Here is a 23,355-nt window from a genome sequence, read left to right on the forward strand (position 1 = left end):
AAAAATAAAGGAGAAAATATAGTCTATCCTTTATTTTTGTATATTTACGAAAATAATACTTTTGCACTTTGTATTTATATGGAAAGGGTAATAAATAGTGCGTGCTAAAATTAAATAGAAGGAAGATAAATATAAAAAGCTTCCTTCTTTTTAACTTTATTTTTGATTGTGAATTCTATAATAGAGTTGAGTTTTATTATAAAAAACCTATTACAAATAAAAACAAAAACGTATATCAATTTCTAAACTCATATCCATCTTGTAAAAATCTATTGCATTTTATATCATTTATAAATATCTTGATTAGGTTAAAAAGTGGAAGTAGATACAGATATACTGCATATGGTATAAAGCCTGTAGAGCTAACCTTCATAGCAGTTGTTGGTACAAAGGCGGCAATATTCCAGGGAATTAGTGCAGCTAATACAACAGCAGTGTTTTCTAAATCTAATGCAAGTTGGTAGTTATCAACTTCATTGTTTTCATAGCTTTTATTCATAAGATGCTGTGTTAGTATAATTGCAATAGATTGATTACATCCAAAGGCTGCTGTTATTATGCTTGTTATACCTGTGTATAAAAACAAAGTATATCTACTTTTGGCTTTTAGTAATATATCTTCTATTGATTTAAACATATTCGTTCCACTAAATATTCCAGATAGAGCACAGGAAATAAATACAACTAAGGCGGCCTTCCACATTGATATTATTCCTCCACCCTTTAATATAATGTTTAGAGGATTAGAAGGGTTAAGTTTAAATCCCAGTACTAAAAATGTTAGTACTTCTTTTATGCTATATTGTTGAAAAATTATAGCAATGGAGGAGGCTGTTAGTATGCTTATAAACATTGATAGCTTTACATCAACTTTAAATAAGGAAAAAATTAGTATTATTATTGCTGGCATTAAAACTATTATGTTTATTTTATAAGTTTCAGCTATTTGTTGGCTTAAATTATTTTGTGTGAAACTTATAGGTTTTTGAAGAGAAAAAATAAAGTATATAGCAATACTTAATATAAGTGGGAAAATAGATGTTTTAATCATATTCTGTATGTTTATATATAGATTTGTCTTTGTAAGATTTGCAACAAGGTTTGCACTTGATGCCATTGGAGAACACCTATCTCCAAAGTATGCACCAGCTATAATAGCACCTGCTACAATGTTTATATTTATATTGGTACTTTTAGCCATTAAAATAAGTGCAACTCCAACTGTACTTACTGTTGCAAGGGCGGATCCTAAGAGAAGGGAAATAATGCAGCTAATTATAAAGCTATAGAGTATAAAAAAATTAGGATTCATATATTTTATGCCATAGTATATGATTGAAGGAACTGTTCCTGATGCCATCCATATACCTGTTATAGCACCGATTAATACAAATATCTTAAGTACAACAAGTGATTTCTTACCACCATCAAAGGACATATTAATAATGTCTTTTAAGCTAAAACCTCTTTTAATTGAAATAAAGCAGAAAACGAAAAAGCCAAAGATTAAAGGATAACCTATAAATATTCCCTTATAAATAGACAAGACTATTACAAAAAAAGTAACTGCCATACCTAAAATAACATCCATATTAACCCCTCTTTCGTATTTTATTCCCCTTTTAAAAGTTACAAAAATATAATAAATATTCACAATTGTATAATAACACAAATGATTTGCTTTTACAAAGTGTTTTAATAAAAAAATGGGAGAGTATATAAAAATCATAATGTGTCGAATAAAATAGATTGTTTGTAGCTTTTGTATATGATAAAATAATGCTTGTTTTAAAAGATTAAATAAATTTATTTTGTTTAAAATTTGGAGGATGGGTATGCAAAAGAAAAAAATATTAAAGAATATGATTGTTTTATTTTTATTTTTTGTTTCTTTAATATCTTTTAGCGGATGTAATAAGGAAACTTCAAATGAAAGTAATCAGAATGAGCAGCATATAGTGGTTGCAAAGGCTGAAAATAAAAAAGAGGAAATAAAAGTAGATGCAGTAAGTGACCAACAACCTTCAGATAATAATAAAGAAAATAAAGAGCAGGATAAAAACAAGACAAATACTTTAGCAACGAAAGAATCAAATAAAAATGCAACAAAAGAAAGTGTAAAAACAAGTGAAGTTAAAAATAGTACTCAAAAGCAAACAGTAGCGTTAACACCATTAGAACAGGAACTGTTAAAGGATATAAAAGAAAAGAATCTTACAAGTAAAACAGCATATATGGTAATTGTTGATACTCAAAAACAATATACTTATATTATGAAAAAATCAAATGGTTCTTGGGGATTATATAAATCACTTATTTGTTCAACAGGTGCACCAGAAACACCAACCCCAAAAGGTATATATACAATCCAAGATAGAGCACCTTGGTTTTTTTCAAAAAGATATCAACAGGGTGGAATGTATTGGGTAAGATTTAAAGGTGATTATTTATTCCACAGCTTACCTATGGATGAAAATAAAAACATAGTTGACTATACATTAGGAAAACCTGCATCCCACGGATGTGTAAGATTAAAGGTTGAAGATGCAAAATGGTTCTATAATAGTATAACATTTGGAACAAAACTATATATAAAATAACCCTGCAAAGCTCTGCTTTGCAGGGTTTTATCATATTTTTATGTTGTTTTTATGTGCAAAGTTATAAAAATCCTTTTCAACAGTATCATAAACCTTTTTATCGTGGAACATAGCCCTATCCTCTTTGAAGATAAGTACAGATTTTTTGTCCTCTGTATTAAATCCATCTGTGTGTAGCACCTGTACTCCCTTTGAACTATTTAGTGGCACAAATACATTTTGAAGTTTATCATACACCTTATTAAATCCTTTGTAATATGGTATTTCTTTAGAAATATTTTCTACTATATCCTCTATATTTTTAAGTTGGATTCCAAGATTATATGCAAGTTTTAGGAATATACATAGGTTATCTGTTCCTAATAAAGGTTCGATGGCTCTATTTAATTTTTGTACCTTTCTACAAGAGTTAGTATAGGTTCCGCATCCTTCAGCAGAGCTTGCAATTGGTATCACTATATTTGAGTTTTTAGTAGTATCTGTTTCAAACAGGTCAAAGGTAGCAAGAAGCTTTAAATTCTTTAGTACATTAGAATAGTCATTATAAATATCTTCACCAATTACAACAAGCCCCTTTATTTGTCCATTTTCTACTTCCTTTAAAATTTCATCTCCTGACATATTGATTCCCATATCAATAAAGCCCTGTGTATTTGCCTTTGAACGAAGTAATATTATACCGCTGTGAGGTTTACCAACCTTTTTGCATAAAGATAGAGCATCTGCTAAAAGCATAAGGGAGGCTTCACTTGTAGTGTCCTCATCAACTACTATTATGGTCTTTTTAGCTTGTGCGTAGATATTGGCAAATTCTTTAGCCTCGGTAGTTACTTTGACATCTTTGATAAATTCCTTTAATGCATCAAAGTTATTGCAACTGTTCTTTGCTTCCTTTTCATTTATATGTTCTTCAATAATTGATTTTATAAATCCCTTTAGGAAGTCTAAATTATTGTCAACTTTATAGAATTTGTTTGACCATTCTTTAATTCTTGAATCATTACTATTTATTGAAACAAGTTTTACTTTATTTGCTGCATTTTTTAATCTTGTAGCAAAGGCAGGATGGTTTTCAGCTACGTCTCCGAAGGATACAATAAGTTTAGTACTAAATAGTTCATCATAACTGTTTGTTGATGCATCATAACCAAATATCTTTTCAAGTACGGCATTTTTCATTGCCATAGAACCGATATATTTTGTATTTAACTTTTCAGCAATTTTTCTTAAAACAAAGGCCTCTTCATTTGTAAATTTAGGTGAAACTAAAATACCAATGCTGTCTTTTCCATACTGTCCCTCTATAAGTTTTAATTTCTTAGAAAGAAGGGATAGAGCTTCATCAATGGATACCTTACTCTCTGCATTTTCACAAAAGACAAATGGAGTTTTAAGTCTTAAATTGCTATTTATATGTTCAGTACCAAATCTTCCTCTTGCACAAAGAACTCCTGCCTTTTCTTTGTTTGGAAGAGTCTTAAATACTAAATCTCCCTTTGATTGATAAACAACCTCACAACCAGCACCACAGTAGCTACAAACAGAATGAACCTCATCAAATTCTACAGGAACTTGCTTATTTACAGCGGCTCTATCTATAAGTGCTCCAGTTGGACATACATCTACACATTGACCGCAGGAGATACAGGAGCTTTGATTTAGGGGTAGGTTGAATTCAGGTATAACCTCAGAATTAAATCCTCTTCCCTTAAGTCCAAGGGCAGTTATACCCATAACTTCTTCGCAGGTTCTGTAGCAGAGACCACATAAAATACATTTGTCAGGGTTTCTTAAAATGAAAGGATGAGTATCATTTAAATCCCTCTTATGCTTTTCGCCCTTTATTCTATCTACCTTGATGTTGTATTTTTGAAGATAGTTTACTAATTTGCATTCAAAATAGTCGTGACAGCCACATTCAAGGCATCTTGAGGCTTCTTTGATTGCCTGTTCTTTAGTTAAGGCCTTTGAAATCGGTCTAAAGCTTATTTTTCGTTCACTGCTTGGGAGCACATATTGTTCCTGTCTTTCTTCCCTACTATACTTTTTAAAATCCTCTTCAGTTAAATCATCTTGAACTATGTAGCAGGGGTTTGGAACAGAAACTTCTTCTCCCTTTAAATAATTATCTATAACATAGGCAGCATTTTTGCCCTGTGCAATTGCTTCTATAGCAATTTTAGGACCTGTTACTGCCTCACCACCAGCAAATATACCCTCCATACTTGTTTTAAAGTTATTTGGATTAACAGAGATAGTTCCCCATTTTGTAGTTTCAAGTTCCTTTACGCACTCGGGGTTAACCTTCTGTCCTATTGCAGAGATAATAAGGTCTGCCTCAAAGGTAATCTCATCACCCTCAATTGGAATAGGTTTTCTTCTACCAGATTTATCAGGCTCCCCAAGCATCATCCTTTGACATCTTATAGCCGTAGCTCTTTTTCCATCTCCAATAATTTCTATAGGAGCAACAAGGAATGTAAACTCAACTCCTTCTTCTTCAGCCTCTTTAACTTCAATCTCTTCAGCAGGCATTTCTTCCTTTGTTCTTCTGTATAGTACTTGTACACTTTTTGCACCAAGTCTTACAGCAGTTCTTGCTACGTCCATAGCAGTATTACCGCCACCTATTACTACAACCTTATCTCCAAGGTATATAGGTTCTGAAAGGGTTGCCCTTCTTAAAAACTCAATTCCCCCCATAACCCCATCTAATTCTTCACCAGGACAGTTAAGAGGAGTGCTTGCCCAGGCACCTATGGCTATAAATACTGCATCATAGTTCTTTTTAAGATATGAAAGTGTAATATCTTCTCCAAGTTTTGTATTACAGATTATTTCAACACCCATTTTAGTTAGAGTATTTATTTCTGCATCAAGAAGTTCCTTTGGAAGACGATATTGAGGTATTCCGTATCTTAACATTCCTCCGGGATGCGGTTGTGCTTCGTATATAACAACCTTATGTCCCTCCATTGATAGAAAGTAGGCACAGGATATACCAGCAGGACCTCCACCTATTATTGCAACTCTTTTTCCAGTTGAAGGTTTTACTTCTGGGACAAAGGGCCCCTTATTTATATCAATTTCTCCTATGTATCTTTTCAGATCTGCAATTGCAATAGGTTTATCAACTTTACCACGCCTGCATTCGCTCTCACAGGGGTGAGGACAAACTCTACCTATACTTGCTGGTAGGGGAATAACCTTTTTTACAAGTTTTATAGCTTCATCATATTGACCATTGGCAATGAGCCCAACATAACCTTGGCAGTCGGTATGTGCAGGACAGGCATTTACACAAGGAGGTCTACAATCTCCTCTGTGGTCAGATGATAAAAGTTCGAGAGCTGTTTTTCGGGCAGCAATTGTACGCTTTGTGTCTGTTCTTATAATCATACCATCTGATGGGAAGGTTGAACAGGCACGAACAAGCTTAGGGCTTCCTTCAACTTCAACAACACAAAGTCCACAGGAACCATAGGGTTTTGTGTTTTGGCTGTAGCATAGGTTTGGTATATCGATGCCATTTTCAAGAGCAATTTGAAGAATGGTTTTATCATCGGTTGTGGTAATTTCTCTATTATTTATATTAACCCTTATTAAAGACACATCTATCACTCCCTTTTTATTCAGTATAAATAGCATTAAACTTACAAGTTTTTATACAGTTTCCGCATTTAATACATTTATCTTGAGCTATTGTATGTGCTTTTTTTCTTTCTCCTGATATTGCAGAAGTTGGACAACTCTTTGCACACATTGTACAACCAATACACTTTTCAGCGTCAATTTTATATGATAATAGTGCTCTACATTGTTTTGCAGGACATTTTTTATCATTAATATGGGATAGATATTCATCTTTAAAATATTTTAGTGTTGTAAGTACAGGATTTGGTGCTGTTTGACCAAGTCCGCACAGTGAACCATCCTTAACGCTGTAGCAGAGTTCCTCAAGTATTTCAAGGTCTTCAACTGTTCCCTTTCCCTCTGATATATTGTTTAGTATCTCAAGCATTCTTTTTGTACCTATTCTACAGTAGATACATTTTCCACAGGATTCTTTACAAGTAAAGTCAAGGAAGAACCTTGCTATATCCACCATACAGGTTGTTTCATCCATAACTATCATACCACCAGAACCCATAATGGCACCTGTACTGTTTATTGATTCATAGTCAACAGGAGTGTCGAGGAGTTCCTTTGGAATACATCCTCCAGATGGTCCACCCATCTGAACAGCTTTAAATTCCTTATCCTCTTTAATTCCTCCACCTATTTCATATATGACTTCTCTTAAGGTCATACCCATAGGTACTTCGATTAATCCACCACGCTTAATTTTACCTGCAAGTGCAAAAACCTTTGTTCCCTTACTCTTTTCTGTTCCATATTTTGCAAACTCCTGTCCTCCATTTTTGATTATCCAAGGTACGTTTGCATATGTTTCAACATTATTTATGTTGGTTGGTTTGCCAAAGAAACCTGATTGTGCTGGGAATGGTGGTTTTAATCTTGGCATACCGCGTTCTCCCTCAAGGGAGGCTATAAGGGCAGTTTCTTCGCCACATACAAAGGCACCGGCCCCCATTTTAATTTTAAGTTCAAAATCAAATCCTGAATTTAATATGTTCTCTCCAAGAAGATTTTTTTCCTTTGCTTGTTCTATAGCGATATTTAATCTCTCTATAGCAAGAGGATACTCAGCACGTACATAAACAAAGCCTGTATGTGCACCTATTGCATAGGCAGCAATTATCATTCCTTCAATAAGAGAATGAGGGTCTCCTTCAATTACGCTTCTATCCATAAAGGCACCAGGGTCTCCTTCATCTGCATTACAAACTATGTATTTTTCATTTCCCTTTGAGGCTCTTGCAGCATTCCATTTAAACCAAGTTGGGAAACCTGCACCACCTCGTCCTCTAAGACCAGATATTTTTACTTCTTCAATTACCTCCTCTGGAGTCATTTGGCTAAGTGCCTTTTTTAGGGCAGAGTAGCCACCAGCCTCAATATAGTCTTCAATGCTCTCGGGGTTTATGATTCCACAATTTCTTAAAACAATTCTAACCTGTTTTTCAAGTTGTGGGTGAGGCTTCTTGTCGGTTGAAACTATGTATTTTTCAATAGGTAATCCCTTTAAAATATGTTCATTAAATATTTCTTCTGCCATTGATGGACTTACATTAGCATATGTATAGGTTCCATTATCATCTATGATATCAACAATTGGCTCAAGATAACACATACCTATACATCCCGTTGTTATTATTTCAATTTGTTTATTACTTTCCTTTAAGAGCTTTTCAAATATATTTTTAATTTTTCTACCTCCAGCAGCAATACCACAGCTTCCAAGCCCTATTCTAATTTTCATCGGAGTTTTTCCTCCTTTCTTTTTCATATATATCCCTTATAATCTTCTTTGCACTATCTGGTGTTAGGTTTCCATAAGCCTCACCGTTTATCATAATTACAGGTGCAAGGCTACAGCAACCAAGACAGGCAACATCCTCAAGTGTAAATAATCCGTCCTCTGTTGTTTCTCCAGGCTTTATATTAAGTTCTTCGCATATTGCTCTACTAACTTCTTTGGAACCGTTAACGTGACAAGCAGTACCTTGACATTGAAGAATTATATATTTTCCAGTTGGATTTAATCTAAATTGTGCATAGAAGGTTGCAATACCATATATCTTTGCTCTTTTACTTCCAGTTCTTTCAGCAATAAGGTTTAGGGCACTTAGTGGGAGGTAGCCGTACAATTCTTGTGTATCTTGAAGTATGCTGATAAGGCTGGCACTTTGTCCTTCGTATTTTTTAAAAATTGGTTCCATTAAACTTAAATCAACCTTCTTATCGTCGAAATTTAATGATAGTTTTTCTTCACAGGAACAACTCACATCCATTCCTCCTTCTTTATATAGTTAGCATTTTAAGTTGGAAACTTAATAAGCTGACAATTTGCAAATACAGAAAATTCAAAATAACCACAATTTTATTTTGGCACAAAAAATGTTCTAATTCAAATATTTATTTTTTAATGGGTCGATAAAATATCCTTTTAAATTCATTAAGCTCTCAAAAGAGAGCTTAATGAATACAAATTATATTAAAAATCAATGTCTTTTCCTTCATATATGTATTCAAGAACCTTTTCCATAGTAGCATCATCTATTGGTCTTGGGTTAGAACCTGTACAAGCATCAAGAACTGCATTGTGTGCTATTGACTTAACGTTTGCTCTAAAGTCTTCTTCGCTAACTCCATATCCCTTTAATGATAGAGGTATATCCATACTTCTATTTAATTCTCTAATCATTTCAACAAGTGCATTGACAAGTTCATCTTCATTATTTCCTGAAAGTTTTAGAGTTTTTGCTATTTGTGCGTATCTATCCTTACATTCCTTTGAGTTGTATTGAATTACGTATGGTAGATATATTGCATTTGCACATCCGTGGGGTATATGGAAAACAGCACCAGTCTTATGAGCAATAGAGTGTGTTATACCAAGTAGAGCATTGGAGAATGCCATACCAGCAAGACATTGTGCATAGTGCATTTGTTCCCTTGCTTCCTTATCACCATTAAAGGATTTAACAAGATTATCCTTAATCATAACTATTGCGTGCATAGCAAGTGGATCTGAGAATGGTGATTTTTGTGAAGCTACATAAGCTTCTACAGCGTGGGTTAGAGCATCCATACCAGTGTGAGCTGTAAGTGACTTTGGCATTGTTTGTGCAAGTTCTGGGTCTACTATTGCAATATCTGGTGTTATATTAAAGTCAGCCAATGGATACTTTATCTTTGCTTTGTAATCAGTTATAACTGAGAAGGCAGTAACTTCAGTTGCAGTTCCACTTGTTGAAGGAATAGCAACGAATCTTGCCTTATTTCTTAACTCTGGAAGTCCAAATGGAACAACTGCTTGTTCAAATGTAAAATCAGGATATTCATAGAAAATCCACATAGCCTTTGCAGCATCGATTGGAGAACCACCACCAACTGCAACTATCCAGTCAGGCTCAAATTCTCTCATTATTTCTGCACCCTTCATAACTGTTTCAACTGATGGGTCTGGTTCAACGCCTTCAATAAGCTTTGTTTCAAGGCCAGCTTCGTGAAGATAGGCTTCTATTTTATCAAGGAAGCCAAATCTCTTCATTGAACCTCCACCAACAACTATAACGGCCTTTTTACCTTTTAGATTTTTCAATTCTTCTAATGAGTTCTTACCAAAGTAGATGTCTCTTGGTAATGTAAATCTTGCCATAGGATCCCCCTCCTTTAATTTTATCTATAGACTAATAAGCAAATAACGTGCCAAGTTAGTTATTTAACAAACACAACTAATTTTAAGGACAAAAAAATAGCAGATTTAATCTGCTAAAAAATAGGACAGTTTTATAATTCATAATTGTCCTATTTTTTAGCAATGTAATAAAATAGGACAATCTAAATTGTTATGTTGTACTTTTTCATCTTTAAATATAGTGTATTTCTACTTATATTAAGTATCTTTGCACATTTTGAAATGTTGTTGTCATATTTTTTTAGGCAACTTATAATTGCTCTTTTTTCAATTTCATCAAGGGGGCCAATTAAATCATCTGATATTGTATTATACTTACTTATTTGAGTATTTTGATTTTGAGTATTTAAGTTTTCAAATTTATTCATCAAAAACTCTATATTTCCACCAAAGTTTACTGCACTCTCAATAAAATTTTCAAGTTCCCTGATGTTGCCTAACCAGTTGTAGGAGAGCATTTTATCATAAAGTATAGTACTAAGTTTAGGAATAGGTTTTCTAAGCTTTATTGACTTTGTTTTAAGAAAATGTTCTATTAAAAGAGGTATATCCTCTCTACGTTCACGTAAAGGAGGAAGAACAATTGGAATTACTGATATTCTGTAGTATAAGTCTTCCCTAAATCTTCCTTCCTTGACCTCCTGTAGTAGATTTTTATTTGTAGCAGCGATTATTCTAACATCAACGTCAATATATTTATTTCCCCCAATTCTTGTAATGCAACCCTCCTGCAGAACTCTTAATAGTTTTACCTGCATATCAAGGGGCATTTCTGCGATTTCATCAAGGAAAAGTGTTCCCCCATTTGCAAGCTCAAATTTGCCAGGATTGCCTCCACGTTTTGCACCGGTAAAGGCACCTTCATCATAACCAAAAAGTTCGCTTTCTATCAGATTTTCAGGTATTGCACCGCAATTTATCGCTACAAAACCAAAATCACGTCTACTGCTATTGTTGTGAATTGCTTGTGCAAGTATTTCCTTGCCTGTTCCGCTCTCTCCTGTTATGAGTATAGTAGAAGGACTGTCGGATATGCTTTTTGAATATTCTATTATCTTTTTCATATTATTACTTTTATATATAATATCATCAAATGTATATCTTGCCTTCATACCTGTATATTTATTTATTAGGTTATATACGTTTTGAATGTTTTTAAAGCTTAAAACAGAGCCGATGATACATCCTTTTTCATCTTGGATTGAATGAAGACTAATAATATATTTTTGTGACTTTCCTTTTATTTTAAAATAAATTTCTTCATCTATTATCTTTTCCCCTGATAATATGCGTTTATTTATTTCCTGCCATTTAGGTAAAATTTCTTCAATGGGCTTCTCCATTAAATCTTCTTTAATACAATTAAACATAGAACAGGCTGATTCATTTATATTTTTAATAAAACCATTTTTACTTAGGGCAATTATACCAAAGTTTATAGATTCAATTATTGTGTTTAGATATTGATATGTTTCCATTAATTTGTTGTTTGCTTCTTCACTCTTGATTTGATTTTCTATTGAGCGAACAGCCGCAACAACAAGTCCCAGCGTATGGGGGTGTACAAGATGACTATTTCCAGTTAGGTTTAATGTTCCTATAATTTCTCCCTTTGTGTTATGTATTGGTGCAGCAGAACAGGTCCAGCGATGGTAGGCTGTTATAAAGTGTTCCTTTGCAGATATTTGTATAGGCATATCCTCCTTTATTGCTGTTCCCATAGCATTTGTTCCTATGCTGTTTTCATCCATATAGGCACCAACCACCATATTTAATTCCTTTGCAGCAGCAAGGATATCCTTATCTCCTATAGTGCTTAAGATACATCCTTCATTATCTGTCAATACAATAAAAAAGCCTGAACCCTCTAAAAAGTCATATAGTATTTTAATAAATGGAGATGCGATTCTTATAAGGTCTCTGTTTTTTTTCATTAGCAAAGGGATTTCTTCCTTTGTCAATATCTTTTTAGGATAGATTCTATCAGTTTCAATTCCATATTTATTTGAACGTTCGTGGGACTTTTTGATTATTTCTTCGTGATTTTTATTATTGCTTTTCATACGGCCCCCCTCCCAATATATAAATCTTATATTTTTATTCTATTATTTTGTAAACTCTTTGTCTATAAATTAACAATATTTATGAATGGCGAGGATTTAAGTAAATATTATAAATAAATTGCCTATAATAAATAAATTTATAAAAAATCAGTACTTGATAACTAAATTTTGTTTTGCTAAAATATGAAAAGGTGATGGAGTTCACCTTTAACCGCCTTTGGCTAATGACTCCTACAGAAAATTTTATTTTCTGTAGGAGTTTTTTGTTTAGGGTATAATAAAATAAGGAGGGTTAATATGTTTAGAAAATTATCAAACATAGTTAAGAAACTTGATCATTTTATTTTAACAGTTTCATTAGTAAAATGGTTGTTTTTAAGCAGCATAGTTGGTGTTATAATGGGTGTTTTGTCGGCTTTGTTTTTAAGAAGTTTAAAACTTGCTACAGACTTGAGGGAGGCAAATCCTTGGCTTTTATTTTTACTCCCTTTAGCAGGTGTTTTTGTTAGCTTTTTATATAGTAGATATGGTAAAAATTCTTCTAAGGGAAATAATCTCATAATAGAACAGGCCTACTATGGTGATAGAGAAATTCCTCTTAGAATGTCTATATTGGTATTTGTAGGAACATTTTTAACCCATTTATTTGGAGGTTCGGCAGGAAGAGAAGGTACTGCTGTTCAGATGGGAGGAAGTATATCAGAATTTATAGGAAGACTTTTTAAATTAGACAAGCACGATATGAAAATAATTCTTATGTGTGGGATAAGCAGTGGCTTTGGTTCTGTTTTTGGAACACCACTTGCAGGAACTATATTTGCAATTGAAGTTATAGCAATAGGATATATGTATTATGAGGCACTTATTCCCTGTTTTATATCAGCGTTTGTTGGTGATTATGTTGCAACATTAGTTGGAGCAACTCATTCCCATTATCATATATTATCTGTACCAAGCGTAACACCAGTAAATGTAATAAAGGTTATTGTAGCATCAGCATTGTTTGGACTTATGAGTATTGTGTTTAGTGAAGGGGTACACATATCAAAATCTTTATTTAGCAAGATTACAGATAATCCTATGTTAAAAAGCTTTATAGGAGGATTTGTAGTAATAGCATTAGTATATATATTTAATACAAGAGAATATTTAGGATTAGGATTGCCTACAATAAAAGAGGCATTTGAAGGTAATGTTTCTAAATATAGCTTTATATTAAAGACTCTTTTTACATCGGTTACTTTAGGAGCAGGTTATCAAGGAGGAGAAGTAACACCAATATTCTTTGTAGGTTCAACATTAGGAAATGTGTTATCAGATGTACTACTTATGCCGGCATCCTTTTTGGCAGCTTTGGGACTTATATCAGTATTTTGTGGGGCAACTAATACACCAATATCATCTTTTATATTAGGTATAGAGATGTTTGGAAGTAATGGTGTTGTATTTATGTTTATTGCTTGTATTGTAAGTTACTTATTTTCTGGACATCACGGAATATATACGTCTCAAAGAGTGTATAGAAGTAAGAGTAGACTCTTAAATACCTATAATGAGAAGACTTTAAAGGATATAAGGGAAAACAAGATTAGAAGGATATTAACAAAGGGAGAGCAATAGCTCTCTTTATTTTTTTATATAAAATATCTTGTATTTATCATTTATATTATTTAAAATTGAATTTGTTTGTTTTTAAGAAAAGGTTCCAAAAATTTTAAATGTAATCCTAATGGTAATATTTTGATTTTTAAATGAATATCCATTAAAAGGTATAAGTAATTTTAGGGGGTTCGCGTTAGATATGAAAAAAATAATCTCTAAGGCATTACTAATCTTTTTACTTTTATTTAGTTTAAATGTTATACCGTTTACATATGTAGTTGCAAATGCTGATTCTAATGAAAATCAGACAGGTAATGAAAAAAATCAAGAAATTTTATTAAACAGTATAAAATTTGATGTGGATTTTAGAACATTATTTGTAGGTGAGAGTTTTGAAATTAAAGTAAATTTTGAGCCAGAAGATGCAACTAATAAAGAGTTAATATGGGAAGTTAGTAATAGTAGTGTAGTAATTATTGAAGATGGAAAGGTAACTGCTGTAGGGGTAGGAGAAGCTATTATTACAGCAAAAAGCAAAGAAAATAATGACATAAAGGCAGAATGTAGGGTAGTTGTAGAACCTATAAAAATAAAGAGGATAACATTAAATAAGAATAGTTTAAGTTTAAAATTAGGAGAAGCCTATAGGCTAATTGCAACAATAGAGCCAAATGATGCAACAAATAAAAAAGTTGAATGGAAATCAGATAATGAAAAGGTAGTTAAGGTTGATGGTCAAGGAAATGTTGTTGCATTGGGGATTGGGAAGGCAACAATAATAGCAAAATCTGCTGATGAGGGTCTTACAGCTTCTTGTATTATAGATGTAAAACCTCCAAGTTTTAAGGATGTTGAGAAAAAAATTGTTGCATCTATTCCTACTGGTGTGGTGATTAATGATACAAAAATTTATAAAAAGATAGATAAGAAAAAATACATAGCAAAGGTTAAAAAATCAACTAATGTAAGAATATTAGATAGTAATGAAACTTGGTATAAGGTTAAGCTACCTAATGGAGTAGAGGGGTGGATTGAAAGAAAATATATTACGGTAAATATAGGCCCAGTATTAAATGATACTCTCAATAACTATGAACTTGAATTGTATGTAAATACTAAAAAGTTTAAGTCTCCTACAAAATATTTTATATGGGTGGATATAGCAAGACAAAGAACCTATGTGTTTAGCAAAGATAAATACAGTAATTATAAGTTGGAAAAGAATTTTGTGGTTGCAACAGGAAGAGATGTTACTCCTACAATACCAGGAACATATCAATTAAATGGATTAAGAAACAAATGGATATACTTTCCTCAATATGAAACAGGAGTAAAATATTGGGTAAAAATATTTAGTGGATATTTATTTCATTCAACGTTATTTGCAAAAGACGGTGTAACACCAGTAAATTCTAATGTGGGTGTAAAGCTATCTCACGGATGTATAAGAATGAAGGAAGAAGATTCCTATTGGGTATATAAAAATATACCATCTAAAACAACTATATGGATAAATTGATATACATAATAAATATACTTAATTATTTTTTAGAGATAAATATATCGTCTATGCTTATTGTATAGTGTCTAAACGGTAGTATTCACTTGGTTCTATTAGTATTATTAATTTATTAAAATTTTAGGCAGTAGGTTTAACCTACTGCCTAATGGTTTTATTTAACTTCCACAATCCATCCTTCAGGTGCCTTTTCATCTCCAAGTTGTATTGCAACAAGCGTATTGTAGAGCTTTTTAGTTATTGGACCAACTTCAGTTTGGCTGTAGAATACGTGAAGTTTTCCTTTATATTCAATTCCTCCAATTGGAGTTATAACTGCGGCTGTACCACAAGCACCAGCTTCAACAAATTCATCAAGTTTATCTATATATACGTCTCTTTCTTCAACTTCCATTCCAAGGTATTCCTTTGCAATGTGCATTAAAGAATACTTAGTTATACTTGGTAGTATTGAAGGTGATTTTGGTGTTACAAATTTGTTGTCCTTTGTTATTCCAAAGAAGTTTGCAGCACCAACTTCCTCTATCTTTGTATGAGTTGCAGGGTCAAGATAGATACAATCTGCAAATCCCCTCTTTACTGCCTGTTCGTGTGGAAGAAGGCTTGCCGCATAGTTTCCACCAACCTTAACACCACCTGTTCCATATGGTGCAGCTCTGTCATAGTCTGATACTGTAAAGTTAACAGGTTGCATACCACCTTTAAAATATGGTCCAACAGGACAGCAGAATACTGAGAATAAATACTCAGGTGCAGGTTTTACACCAAGGTTATCTCCAATTCCTATTACATAAGGTCTTAAATAAAGAGAAGCACCTGTTCCATAAGGTGGAACGAAATGTTCGTTTGCCTTTACTACTTGTATACAAGCGTCTATAAATTTTTCTTCAGGAATTTCAGGCATCATAAGACGTCTGCAACTGGAATTCATTCTTTTTGCGTTTTGGTCAGGTCTAAATAGTTGTATTTTACCATCCTTTGTTCTGTATGCTTTAAGTCCCTCAAAGCATTGTTGTCCATAATGAAGAGCTGTTGAGCCTTCGCTGATGGTAACCATATTGTCTTCTACAAGTTTACCATCGTCCCATTTTCCGTCCTTCCAATAGGATACATAACGGAAGTCTGTTTTGATATAGCTGAATCCAAGTTTCCCCCAATCTAAGTTTACAGTTTTGTTCATATAATTCACCTCACTTAAAATGATTGAGAGGATTTTGTGTAACACATTCCCTCATTCCACCTTAATTATAACATAAAAAAAACATTTATGCAGCAATAATGTTAAAATTATTTAGAATTTTAAATAAATTATTTTTTTAACGAAAAATATATTGACACTAAAGCTTTAATATGGTAAATTGATAAATAAATAAAGCAAAAACGATGAAGAGAAATAGTAAAAATAGCTTCCATTTCAGAGAGCATCCGGGTGGTGTGAGGATGTATGAGGGCTATTTTGAACACATCTCGGAGTTTGGTACCGAAGATTAGTAGGCTACCACGGGAACCTTCACCCGTTATAGTGATAGGGTATGTTAGTACCTAATAAGGTTAATGTCGTGAGGCATTAATGAATTGAGGTGGGACCACGGGAGATAAGCTCTCGTCCTCAGAGGAGGATGGGAGCTTTTTGTTTTGTAAAAAAAGCAGTACTGCTAAAAATATATAAAAATTTAAAGGGAGGAAAATGGTATGAAAAAATTCATTTTAGGATTAACTTTATTAATCAGTGCATTTTTTCTTGCATCCTGTTCTAAAACTCAAGTTTCAAATAATGCAAGTAAAATTGTGGTAGTAGGACTTGATGATACCTTTGCACCTATGGGGTTCAAAAATGAAAAAGGGGAAATAGTAGGATTTGATGTTGATTTAGCAAAGGAGGTTTTTAAAAGATTAGGTTATGAGGTGAAGTTTCAGCCTATTGATTGGGCTATGAAGGAATCTGAATTAAATTCTAAAAAAATAGATGCAATATGGAATGGATATACAATAACAGAGGAGAGAAAGGAAAAAGTTGATTTTACAAAACCATACCTTGTAAATAGACAGGTTATAGTAGTTTTGGAGGACTCAAATATAAATAAGAAGAGTGATTTAGAGGGAAAAAGAGTTGCGGCACAATTAAACTCAAGTTCCCAAGAGGCAGTAGAAAAGGATAAAGAAATTTTATCTAAATTTAAAGATGGAAAACTTAATCTTTATGAAACAAACAATGATGCTCTTATGGAACTTGAAAGCGGAAGAATTGATGCAGTTGTTGTGGATGAGATATTGGCAAGATACTATATAAAACTTAAAGGAGAGGATAAATTTAAAATACTTGAAGATAATTTTGGTGAGGAAGAGTATGGCATAGGTTTTAGAAAGGGAGATGAACTAAAGGATAAAGTGGATAAGACTTTAGAAGAAATGAAAAAGGATGGTACCTTTGAAAGAATATATAGTAACTGGTTTAAAAAATAAGAGGTGATTTTGTGGAGTATATTATTAATCTATTTATATCTATGAAAAGTGGAATGTTTGTAACCTTTTATATATTTATTGTAACATTGATATTTTCGCTTATCTTAGGAATTTTAGTTGCAGTGCTTAGGCTATCAAAGATAAAGATGATAGAGATGGCAGTCTCTCTCTATATATTCATAATGAGGGGGACGCCTCTACTTCTTCAGATAATATTTGTATTTTTTGGTCTGCCTATAGTCGGTATAACCTTCGATAGATATACAGCTGTTTTTATAGCCTTTATATTGAATTATGCTGCATACTTTGCAGAGATTTTTAGGGCGGGCATTCAATCTATAGATAAAGGACAATTTGAGGCAGCAAAGGTACTTGGGTTAAGTAGATTTGATACTTATAGATATGTAATATTTCCTCAAATGTTAAAAAATATTCTCCCTGCACTTGCTAATGAAGTAATTACATTGGTAAAGGATACAGCACTTGTTTATGTCGTAGGGATTTCTGATATATTAAGGGAAGGAAAAATTGCAGTAAATAGAGATGCAACCTTAATTCCATTTTTAGTTGTAGCAATATTTTATGCTGGGTTTATATATGTTCTAAGCAACTTGTTTAAGAATATAGAAGAAAAATTTGAATACTATAGGTAGGTGGTAATATGCTTTTAAAGGTAGAAGGCCTTGTAAAATCCTTTAGGGGACAGAGGGTTTTAGATAATGTAAGCTTTGAATTAAAGGAGGGAGAGGTTGTTTCTATATTTGGTAAATCAGGGGCAGGGAAATCAACTCTTTTAAGATGTATAAATGGACTTGAAACTATAGATGAGGGTAATATTAAAATAAACGGAGAATACCTGTATAGGCAAAATGAAAATTTTATTGAAGGTGCAAAGGGTGAAACCTTAAAAAAGATAAGACAATCCATAGGGTATGTTTTTCAAAGCTTTAATTTATTTCCTAATTTAACTGTGCTGGATAATATAATATTATCACCTGTTAAAGCCTATAAATTAGATAAAGAAAAGGCTGTTGAAAGGGCAGTTAAGCTTCTTGAAAAGCTAAACATTTTAGATAAAAAAGACTGTTATCCTTATGAACTATCTGGTGGGCAAAGACAGAGGGTAGCCATTGCTCGTGCGTGCGTTTTGTCTCCGAAAATAATCTGTTTTGATGAGCCTACATCTGCAGTAGATGATGAGGTTAAAAAAAGTATAGCTGATATAATATTGGGGTTTAAGAAGGAAAATATGGCTGTTTTAATTGTTAGTCACGATAAGGAATTTTCCTATTCTATTTCGGATAGAATAATTAAAATAGAAGAGGGAAAAATAATATCATAAAAATTGCTTGTTATGTAAGTTTAAAGTTCTTGACATTCCCCGTAAAAGTTATATAATTTTACTGAAAATATTAATTGAAAGGAATGGGGAGTTGAATTGGAAAAAGGAAAGAACAAGCTAAAACTATACGGATTCAACAATTTAACAAAGACTTTGAGTTTCAACATTTACGACGTATGCTACACAAAGACGGAAGAGGACAGAAAAAAGTATATTGAATATATTGACGAGCAGTATAATTCAGAAAGACTTACCAAGATATTAACAAATGTTACAGAAATGATAGGTGCTTGCGTTTTAAACATTGCAAAGCAGGACTATGACCCACAGGGAGCAAGTGTTACACTGCTTATCTCTGAAGAGGAGGTACCTCTTTATATACTTGATCCATCCTGTAATAGAGGTATATTAACTCCAACAAGAGAAAACATTGTTGCTCACCTTGATAAGAGCCACGTTACTGTGCATACGTACCCAGAAACTCACCCCCAAAATGAGATAAGTACATTTAGAGTAGATATTGATGTGTCAACTTGTGGACAAATATCGCCACTTAAGGCACTTAATTATCTGATAGATAGCTTTGATTCAGATATAATAACAATAGATTATAGAGTTAGAGGGTTTACAAGAGATATACATGGCCATAAGCTATATATTGATCACGACATAACATCAATCCAAGACTATATAGCACAGGAAACACTTGACAGATACAACTTGATTGATATGAATATTTATCAATCAAATATATTCCATACAAAGATGATGGTAAGGGATATAAAGCTTGATAATTATCTGTTTGAAAAGTCAGAGAGTGAATTAAACGAACAGGAAAAGAAGGATATAACAGATAAATTAAAGAAAGAAATGACTGAAATTTTCTACGGAATAAACCTTCCAAATGTAACGAAGTAAAATATTTAGAAAATTTAATATTTAAAAGCTATTGCATTAATTATTTCTTGCTGATATAATTAATATTGCAAGTGAATAAAATACTTTTACGTGTTACTGATTCGATCAGGCATGAGTAAAAGGTATGGAAAATTAGGTTCATCCATTTGGGTGTCTAGTTTGTTGTACCTTTACTCATGCCTTTAATATTTTATTTTAATTATAAAAATAAATAAAAAGCTCATTAGGAGGGGAAAGTTTATGTCAACAAAAAAAGCATTTGGTGTCCTACAAAAAATAGGTAAAGCCCTAATGCTACCAGTTGCTCTACTTCCAGCAGCAGGTATACTACTTGCATTAGGTAATATGTTCCAAAACCAAGCATTCTTAGAAAAGGCACCTGCCTTTGGATCAGCAAGTGTACAAGCTATTGCAAGGGTTATGGAACAATCAGGAGGTATTATTTTTGGTAATCTACCACTTATCTTCGCAGTAGGTGTTGCAGTAGGTCTTGCAGGAGGAGAAGGTGTTGCAGGGCTTGCGGCAATAGTTGGTTTCTTAATAATGAATGTTACTATGGGAATAGTAGCAGGTGTAACACCAGCACACATAGGAAAGAGCCCAGCTTATGCAAATGTTCTTGGTGTTCCAACACTTCAAACTGGTGTGTTTGGTGGTATTATAGTAGGTTTAGTTGCTTATGCACTATATGAAAAGTACTATACAATAGAACTACCACCATTCTTAGGATTCTTTGCAGGAAAGAGATTCGTTCCAATTGTAACAGCAGCAGCATCAATAATATTAGGACTTGTAATGGTTGTTGTATGGCCTCCAATTCAAAATGGACTTAACGCATTCTCAAGCTCAATGATTGATACAAATAAGACTATAGCAGCATTTATATTTGGAGTTATAGAAAGAGCACTTATTCCATTTGGATTACATCACATATTCTATAATCCATTCTGGTATCAATTTGGTGAATATACAGCAAAAACAGGACAACTTGCAGGTCAAGTTGTTAGAGGTGACCAAGCAATATTCTTCCAACAACTTAAGGATGGAGTTCCATTTACAGCAGGTACATTTATGACAGGTAAGTTCCCATTTATGATGTTTGGTCTTCCAGCAGCAGCTCTTGCTATGTATCACGAAGCAAGACCAGAAAAGAAGAAGGTTGTTGCAGGTATTATGGCATCAGCAGCACTTACTTCATTCTTAACAGGTATAACAGAACCAATCGAATTTACATTCCTATTCGTAGCACCAGCATTATATGCTGTACACTGTGTGTTTGCAGGACTTTCATTTATGATAATGCACATATTAAATGTTAAGATAGGTATGACATTCTCAGGTGGTATAATTGACTTTATACTATTTGGTGTAATACCAAATAGAACTTCTTGGTGGCTTGTAATACCAGTAGGTTTAGTATTCTCAGTAATCTACTACTTTGGATTTAGATTTGCAATAAGAACATTTAATCTAAAGACTCCTGGTAGAGAAGATGAGGAAGTTGAAGGAGCAACAGAAGCGGCAGCTACAAATTCAACACTTGCAGCAAATGTTTTAGAAGCTCTTGGAGGAAAGGAAAACATTAAGTACCTTGATGCTTGTATAACAAGACTTAGAGTAAATGTAGTTGATCCTAAGAAGGTAAATAAGGATAGATTAAAGCAACTTGGTGCTGCAGGAGTAGTTGAAGTTGGCGATGGTATCCAAGCTATATTTGGACCAAAGTCAGACAACATTAAGAGTGAAATAAAGAAGATAGCAGGTATATGATAAAATAGAGGCTTGGTTTTTAAACCAAGCCTCTATTTTATATTTTATTACTATTTTTTACAAACTCTGTTTTAGACACATAAAAGGATTTCAAAAAGGCTCTTTCATAATCTTTAGCAATTCTTGGCTTTTCGGCTTTGAAAAAGTCCGTAATTCGGCACAGGAAGTGCCGAGCCGAGCGGCCATCAGGACGATGGCATCGCGAGGGTAGGACTTTTCAAACAAAGAAAAGCCTTAGAATTGCTTGGCGAAATGAACGTAAGCCAAAGAAATCCTTTATGTGTCTAATAAAAAAGTCTTGGTTAAAACCAAGCCTTTTATTTTACTCTTCCCAACAGTCTGCGTTCTTCAATCCCTCTATATTTCTTGCCTTAAACTTAGGATCAAATCCTTCTTCCCTTTGCTTTTCATAATCCTTTAAAACCTTAAATGCAACATTTCCAAGAAGAAGTATTGCAATTATATTTAATATAGCCATAAGTCCCATAAACAGGTCTGCTAAATCCCATACTATTTGAAGTGAAGCAATTGAGCCCCACATAACCATTGCTACAACAAGTAATCTATATATATTTAAATAAGTCTTGCTTGGTTTAATGAATTCAATGTTTGTCTCACCATAGTAGTAGTTTCCTATAACTGAACTGTAGGCAAATAGGAATATGCATATTGCTATAAATATACTTCCCCAAGAACCAACGTGATGAACAAGGGCGTTTTGAGTAAGTTGTATACCTGTAACATCTGGATTTGTATATTCACCAGATGTTAATACTATAAATGCTGTTGCACTACAAATTAATAGTGTATCTGTAAATACGCTAAGTGTTTGAATAAGTCCTTGTTTTGCAGGATGTGATGTGTGGGCTGTTGCTGCTGCATTTGGTGCACTTCCCATACCAGCTTCGTTTGAGAAAAGACCTCTCTTTATACCCATCATTATTGCAGCACCTATACCACCACCAACTGCTTGTTTTACTCCAAAGGCACCTTCAAAAATCATCTTAAATACTGAAGGGATTAATGTTATATTCTTTAAAACTATAAATAGTGCAACCGTAACATAGGCTATTGCCATAACAGGAACGATTGCTTCTGCTGTTTTTGCAATTCTCTTAACTCCACCAAATATAATTATTGCTGTTATAAAGGCTATTACAGCACCTGTTATATAAGTTTTTATTCCAAATGCTTTTTGGAAGGCTTGAGAAATTGTGTTTGCTTGAACAGAATTAAATACAAGCCCGAAACATATTGTTATAAGGATTGAAAAAAGTATTCCCATCCATCTTTGACCTAAGGCTCTTTCCATATAGTAGGCAGGGCCTCCGCGATAGTTTTCACCATCTTTAACTTTATAAACTTGTGCGAGTGTGCTTTCAACAAAGCTTGATGCACCACCAATTATAGCTATAACCCACATCCAAAATATAGCACCAGGACCTCCAACGGTTATTGCTGTTGCAACGCCCGCAAGGTTTCCTGTTCCAACACGGGATGCGGTACTTATACAGAAGGCTTGAAAGGATGAAATATGGCTTGTCCCCTTTGCACTGCCTGTTCCTTCTGTTAGAAGTTTAAACATCTCCTTGAAGTATCTTAGCTGAACAAATCTTGTTCTGAAGGAAAAATAAAGTCCGGCTGCAATTAATAGTGCAATTATAATATAAGACCAAAGAATGTTGTTTGCATTGTTGATGAAATTGGATATTAATTGACTCATACTGCACCTCCAATTTTTAATTTTAACAAAA

At 33.3% G+C, this 23,355-nt stretch carries 16 protein-coding genes, 1 riboswitch and 1 other annotated feature; of the genes, 8 read left to right on the forward strand and 8 right to left on the reverse strand.

What is annotated here, in order from left to right:
- Positions 1-235: 235 nt before the first annotated feature.
- Positions 236-1,591, reverse strand: a complete 1,356-nt coding sequence (locus BUB63_RS02735) for a Na+/H+ antiporter NhaC family protein (RefSeq protein ID WP_073247859.1) — start codon at positions 1,589-1,591, stop codon at positions 236-238.
- A 244-nt stretch (positions 1,592-1,835) separates the two neighbouring features.
- Here BUB63_RS02735 and BUB63_RS02740 point away from each other — a divergent pair, with 244 nt between their 5' ends.
- Entirely contained in the window at positions 1,836-2,600 is a 765-nt protein-coding gene (locus BUB63_RS02740) for a L,D-transpeptidase (protein ID WP_073247860.1), read from the forward strand.
- A 30-nt stretch (positions 2,601-2,630) separates the two neighbouring features.
- On the opposite strand, the gene BUB63_RS02745 is transcribed toward BUB63_RS02740, so the two are convergent.
- From BUB63_RS02745 to BUB63_RS02765, 5 genes are all read right to left on the reverse strand, one after another.
- Positions 2,631-6,212, reverse strand: a complete 3,582-nt coding sequence (locus BUB63_RS02745; RefSeq protein WP_242947335.1) for an NAD(P)-binding protein — start codon at positions 6,210-6,212, stop codon at positions 2,631-2,633.
- A gap of 16 nt (positions 6,213-6,228) precedes the next feature.
- Positions 6,229-7,983: an NADH-quinone oxidoreductase subunit NuoF gene (locus tag BUB63_RS02750; protein WP_073247862.1), complete on the reverse strand. Its 1,755-nt coding sequence runs from the start codon at positions 7,981-7,983 to the stop codon at positions 6,229-6,231.
- Positions 7,973-8,509, reverse strand: a complete 537-nt coding sequence (gene nuoE, locus BUB63_RS02755; RefSeq protein WP_341465368.1) for an NADH-quinone oxidoreductase subunit NuoE — start codon at positions 8,507-8,509, stop codon at positions 7,973-7,975. Before nuoE ends, BUB63_RS02750 begins: the two co-directional genes overlap by 11 nt.
- Positions 8,510-8,718: 209 nt before the next feature.
- A complete protein-coding gene (locus BUB63_RS02760) occupies positions 8,719-9,885 on the reverse strand; it encodes an iron-containing alcohol dehydrogenase (RefSeq protein ID WP_073247863.1) in 1,167 nt (388 codons plus the stop codon).
- Positions 9,886-10,067: 182 nt separating this feature from the next.
- Positions 10,068-11,987, reverse strand: coding sequence for a sigma-54-dependent Fis family transcriptional regulator (locus tag BUB63_RS02765; RefSeq protein WP_073247864.1), 1,920 nt, complete (start codon positions 11,985-11,987; stop codon positions 10,068-10,070).
- Positions 11,988-12,168: 181 nt separating this feature from the next.
- Positions 12,169-12,228, forward strand: a riboswitch (Fluoride riboswitch).
- Between the two features lie 56 nt (positions 12,229-12,284).
- Between BUB63_RS02765 and BUB63_RS02770 the strand changes: the two genes are divergently transcribed.
- Positions 12,285-13,607, forward strand: coding sequence for a voltage-gated chloride channel family protein (locus BUB63_RS02770; RefSeq protein ID WP_073247865.1), 1,323 nt, complete (start codon positions 12,285-12,287; stop codon positions 13,605-13,607).
- 181 nt (positions 13,608-13,788) lie between these two features.
- Positions 13,789-15,108, forward strand: a complete 1,320-nt coding sequence (locus tag BUB63_RS02775) for an Ig-like domain-containing protein (protein WP_073247866.1) — start codon at positions 13,789-13,791, stop codon at positions 15,106-15,108.
- 154 nt (positions 15,109-15,262) lie between these two features.
- Here the strand turns inward: BUB63_RS02775 and BUB63_RS02780 are convergent, their stop codons facing one another.
- Entirely contained in the window at positions 15,263-16,288 is a 1,026-nt protein-coding gene (locus tag BUB63_RS02780; RefSeq protein WP_027308659.1) for a branched-chain amino acid aminotransferase, read from the reverse strand.
- A gap of 194 nt (positions 16,289-16,482) precedes the next feature.
- Positions 16,483-16,722 (forward strand) — a binding site (T-box leader).
- Positions 16,723-16,800: 78 nt separating this feature from the next.
- Between BUB63_RS02780 and BUB63_RS02785 the strand changes: the two genes are divergently transcribed.
- From BUB63_RS02785 to ptsG, 5 genes are all read left to right on the forward strand, one after another.
- The gene (locus BUB63_RS02785) at positions 16,801-17,571 is read left to right on the forward strand and encodes an amino acid ABC transporter substrate-binding protein (RefSeq protein WP_073247867.1); all 771 of its coding nucleotides are present in this window, start codon (positions 16,801-16,803) and stop codon (positions 17,569-17,571) included.
- Between the two features lie 11 nt (positions 17,572-17,582).
- A complete protein-coding gene (locus BUB63_RS02790) occupies positions 17,583-18,224 on the forward strand; it encodes an amino acid ABC transporter permease (RefSeq protein ID WP_027308657.1) in 642 nt (213 codons plus the stop codon).
- 8 nt (positions 18,225-18,232) lie between these two features.
- The gene (locus BUB63_RS02795; RefSeq protein WP_027308656.1) at positions 18,233-18,913 is read left to right on the forward strand and encodes an amino acid ABC transporter ATP-binding protein; all 681 of its coding nucleotides are present in this window, start codon (positions 18,233-18,235) and stop codon (positions 18,911-18,913) included.
- Positions 18,914-19,009: 96 nt separating this feature from the next.
- A complete protein-coding gene (gene speD, locus BUB63_RS02800; RefSeq protein ID WP_073247868.1) occupies positions 19,010-19,831 on the forward strand; it encodes an adenosylmethionine decarboxylase in 822 nt (273 codons plus the stop codon).
- A 240-nt stretch (positions 19,832-20,071) separates the two neighbouring features.
- On the forward strand, positions 20,072-21,601 hold the full coding sequence (ptsG, locus tag BUB63_RS02805; protein WP_084106454.1) for a glucose-specific PTS transporter subunit IIBC: 1,530 nt from the start codon (positions 20,072-20,074) through the stop codon (positions 21,599-21,601).
- A 322-nt stretch (positions 21,602-21,923) separates the two neighbouring features.
- Here ptsG and BUB63_RS02810 read toward each other — a convergent pair whose 3' ends face one another.
- Positions 21,924-23,324 carry an alanine/glycine:cation symporter family protein gene (locus BUB63_RS02810; RefSeq protein WP_073247869.1) on the reverse strand — a complete coding sequence of 467 codons (1,401 nt, stop codon included), beginning with the start codon at positions 23,322-23,324 and terminating at the stop codon, positions 21,924-21,926.
- Positions 23,325-23,355: the final 31 nt, after the last annotated feature.

It is taken from the genome of Caloramator proteoclasticus DSM 10124 (assembly GCF_900129265.1).
GTDB lineage: Bacteria > Bacillota > Clostridia > Clostridiales > Caloramatoraceae > Thermobrachium > Thermobrachium proteoclasticum.

Excerpts from the sequence above, each read along its gene's own strand:
- BUB63_RS02735 (WP_073247859.1), bottom strand. The coding sequence starts at position 1,591 with ATGGATGTTATTTTAGGTATGGCAGTTACTTTTTTTGTAATAGTCTTG.
- BUB63_RS02740 (WP_073247860.1), top strand. The coding sequence starts at position 1,836 with ATGCAAAAGAAAAAAATATTAAAGAATATGATTGTTTTATTTTTATTT.
- BUB63_RS02750 (WP_073247862.1), bottom strand. The coding sequence starts at position 7,983 with ATGAAAATTAGAATAGGGCTTGGAAGCTGTGGTATTGCTGCTGGAGGT.
- BUB63_RS02760 (WP_073247863.1), bottom strand. The coding sequence starts at position 9,885 with ATGGCAAGATTTACATTACCAAGAGACATCTACTTTGGTAAGAACTCA.
- BUB63_RS02765 (WP_073247864.1), bottom strand. The coding sequence starts at position 11,987 with ATGAAAAGCAATAATAAAAATCACGAAGAAATAATCAAAAAGTCCCAC.
- BUB63_RS02770 (WP_073247865.1), top strand. The coding sequence starts at position 12,285 with ATGTTTAGAAAATTATCAAACATAGTTAAGAAACTTGATCATTTTATT.
- BUB63_RS02775 (WP_073247866.1), top strand. The coding sequence starts at position 13,789 with ATGAAAAAAATAATCTCTAAGGCATTACTAATCTTTTTACTTTTATTT.
- BUB63_RS02780 (WP_027308659.1), bottom strand. The coding sequence starts at position 16,288 with ATGAACAAAACTGTAAACTTAGATTGGGGGAAACTTGGATTCAGCTAT.
- BUB63_RS02785 (WP_073247867.1), top strand. The coding sequence starts at position 16,801 with ATGAAAAAATTCATTTTAGGATTAACTTTATTAATCAGTGCATTTTTT.
- BUB63_RS02795 (WP_027308656.1), top strand. The coding sequence starts at position 18,233 with ATGCTTTTAAAGGTAGAAGGCCTTGTAAAATCCTTTAGGGGACAGAGG.
- ptsG (WP_084106454.1), top strand. The coding sequence starts at position 20,072 with ATGTCAACAAAAAAAGCATTTGGTGTCCTACAAAAAATAGGTAAAGCC.
- BUB63_RS02810 (WP_073247869.1), bottom strand. The coding sequence starts at position 23,324 with ATGAGTCAATTAATATCCAATTTCATCAACAATGCAAACAACATTCTT.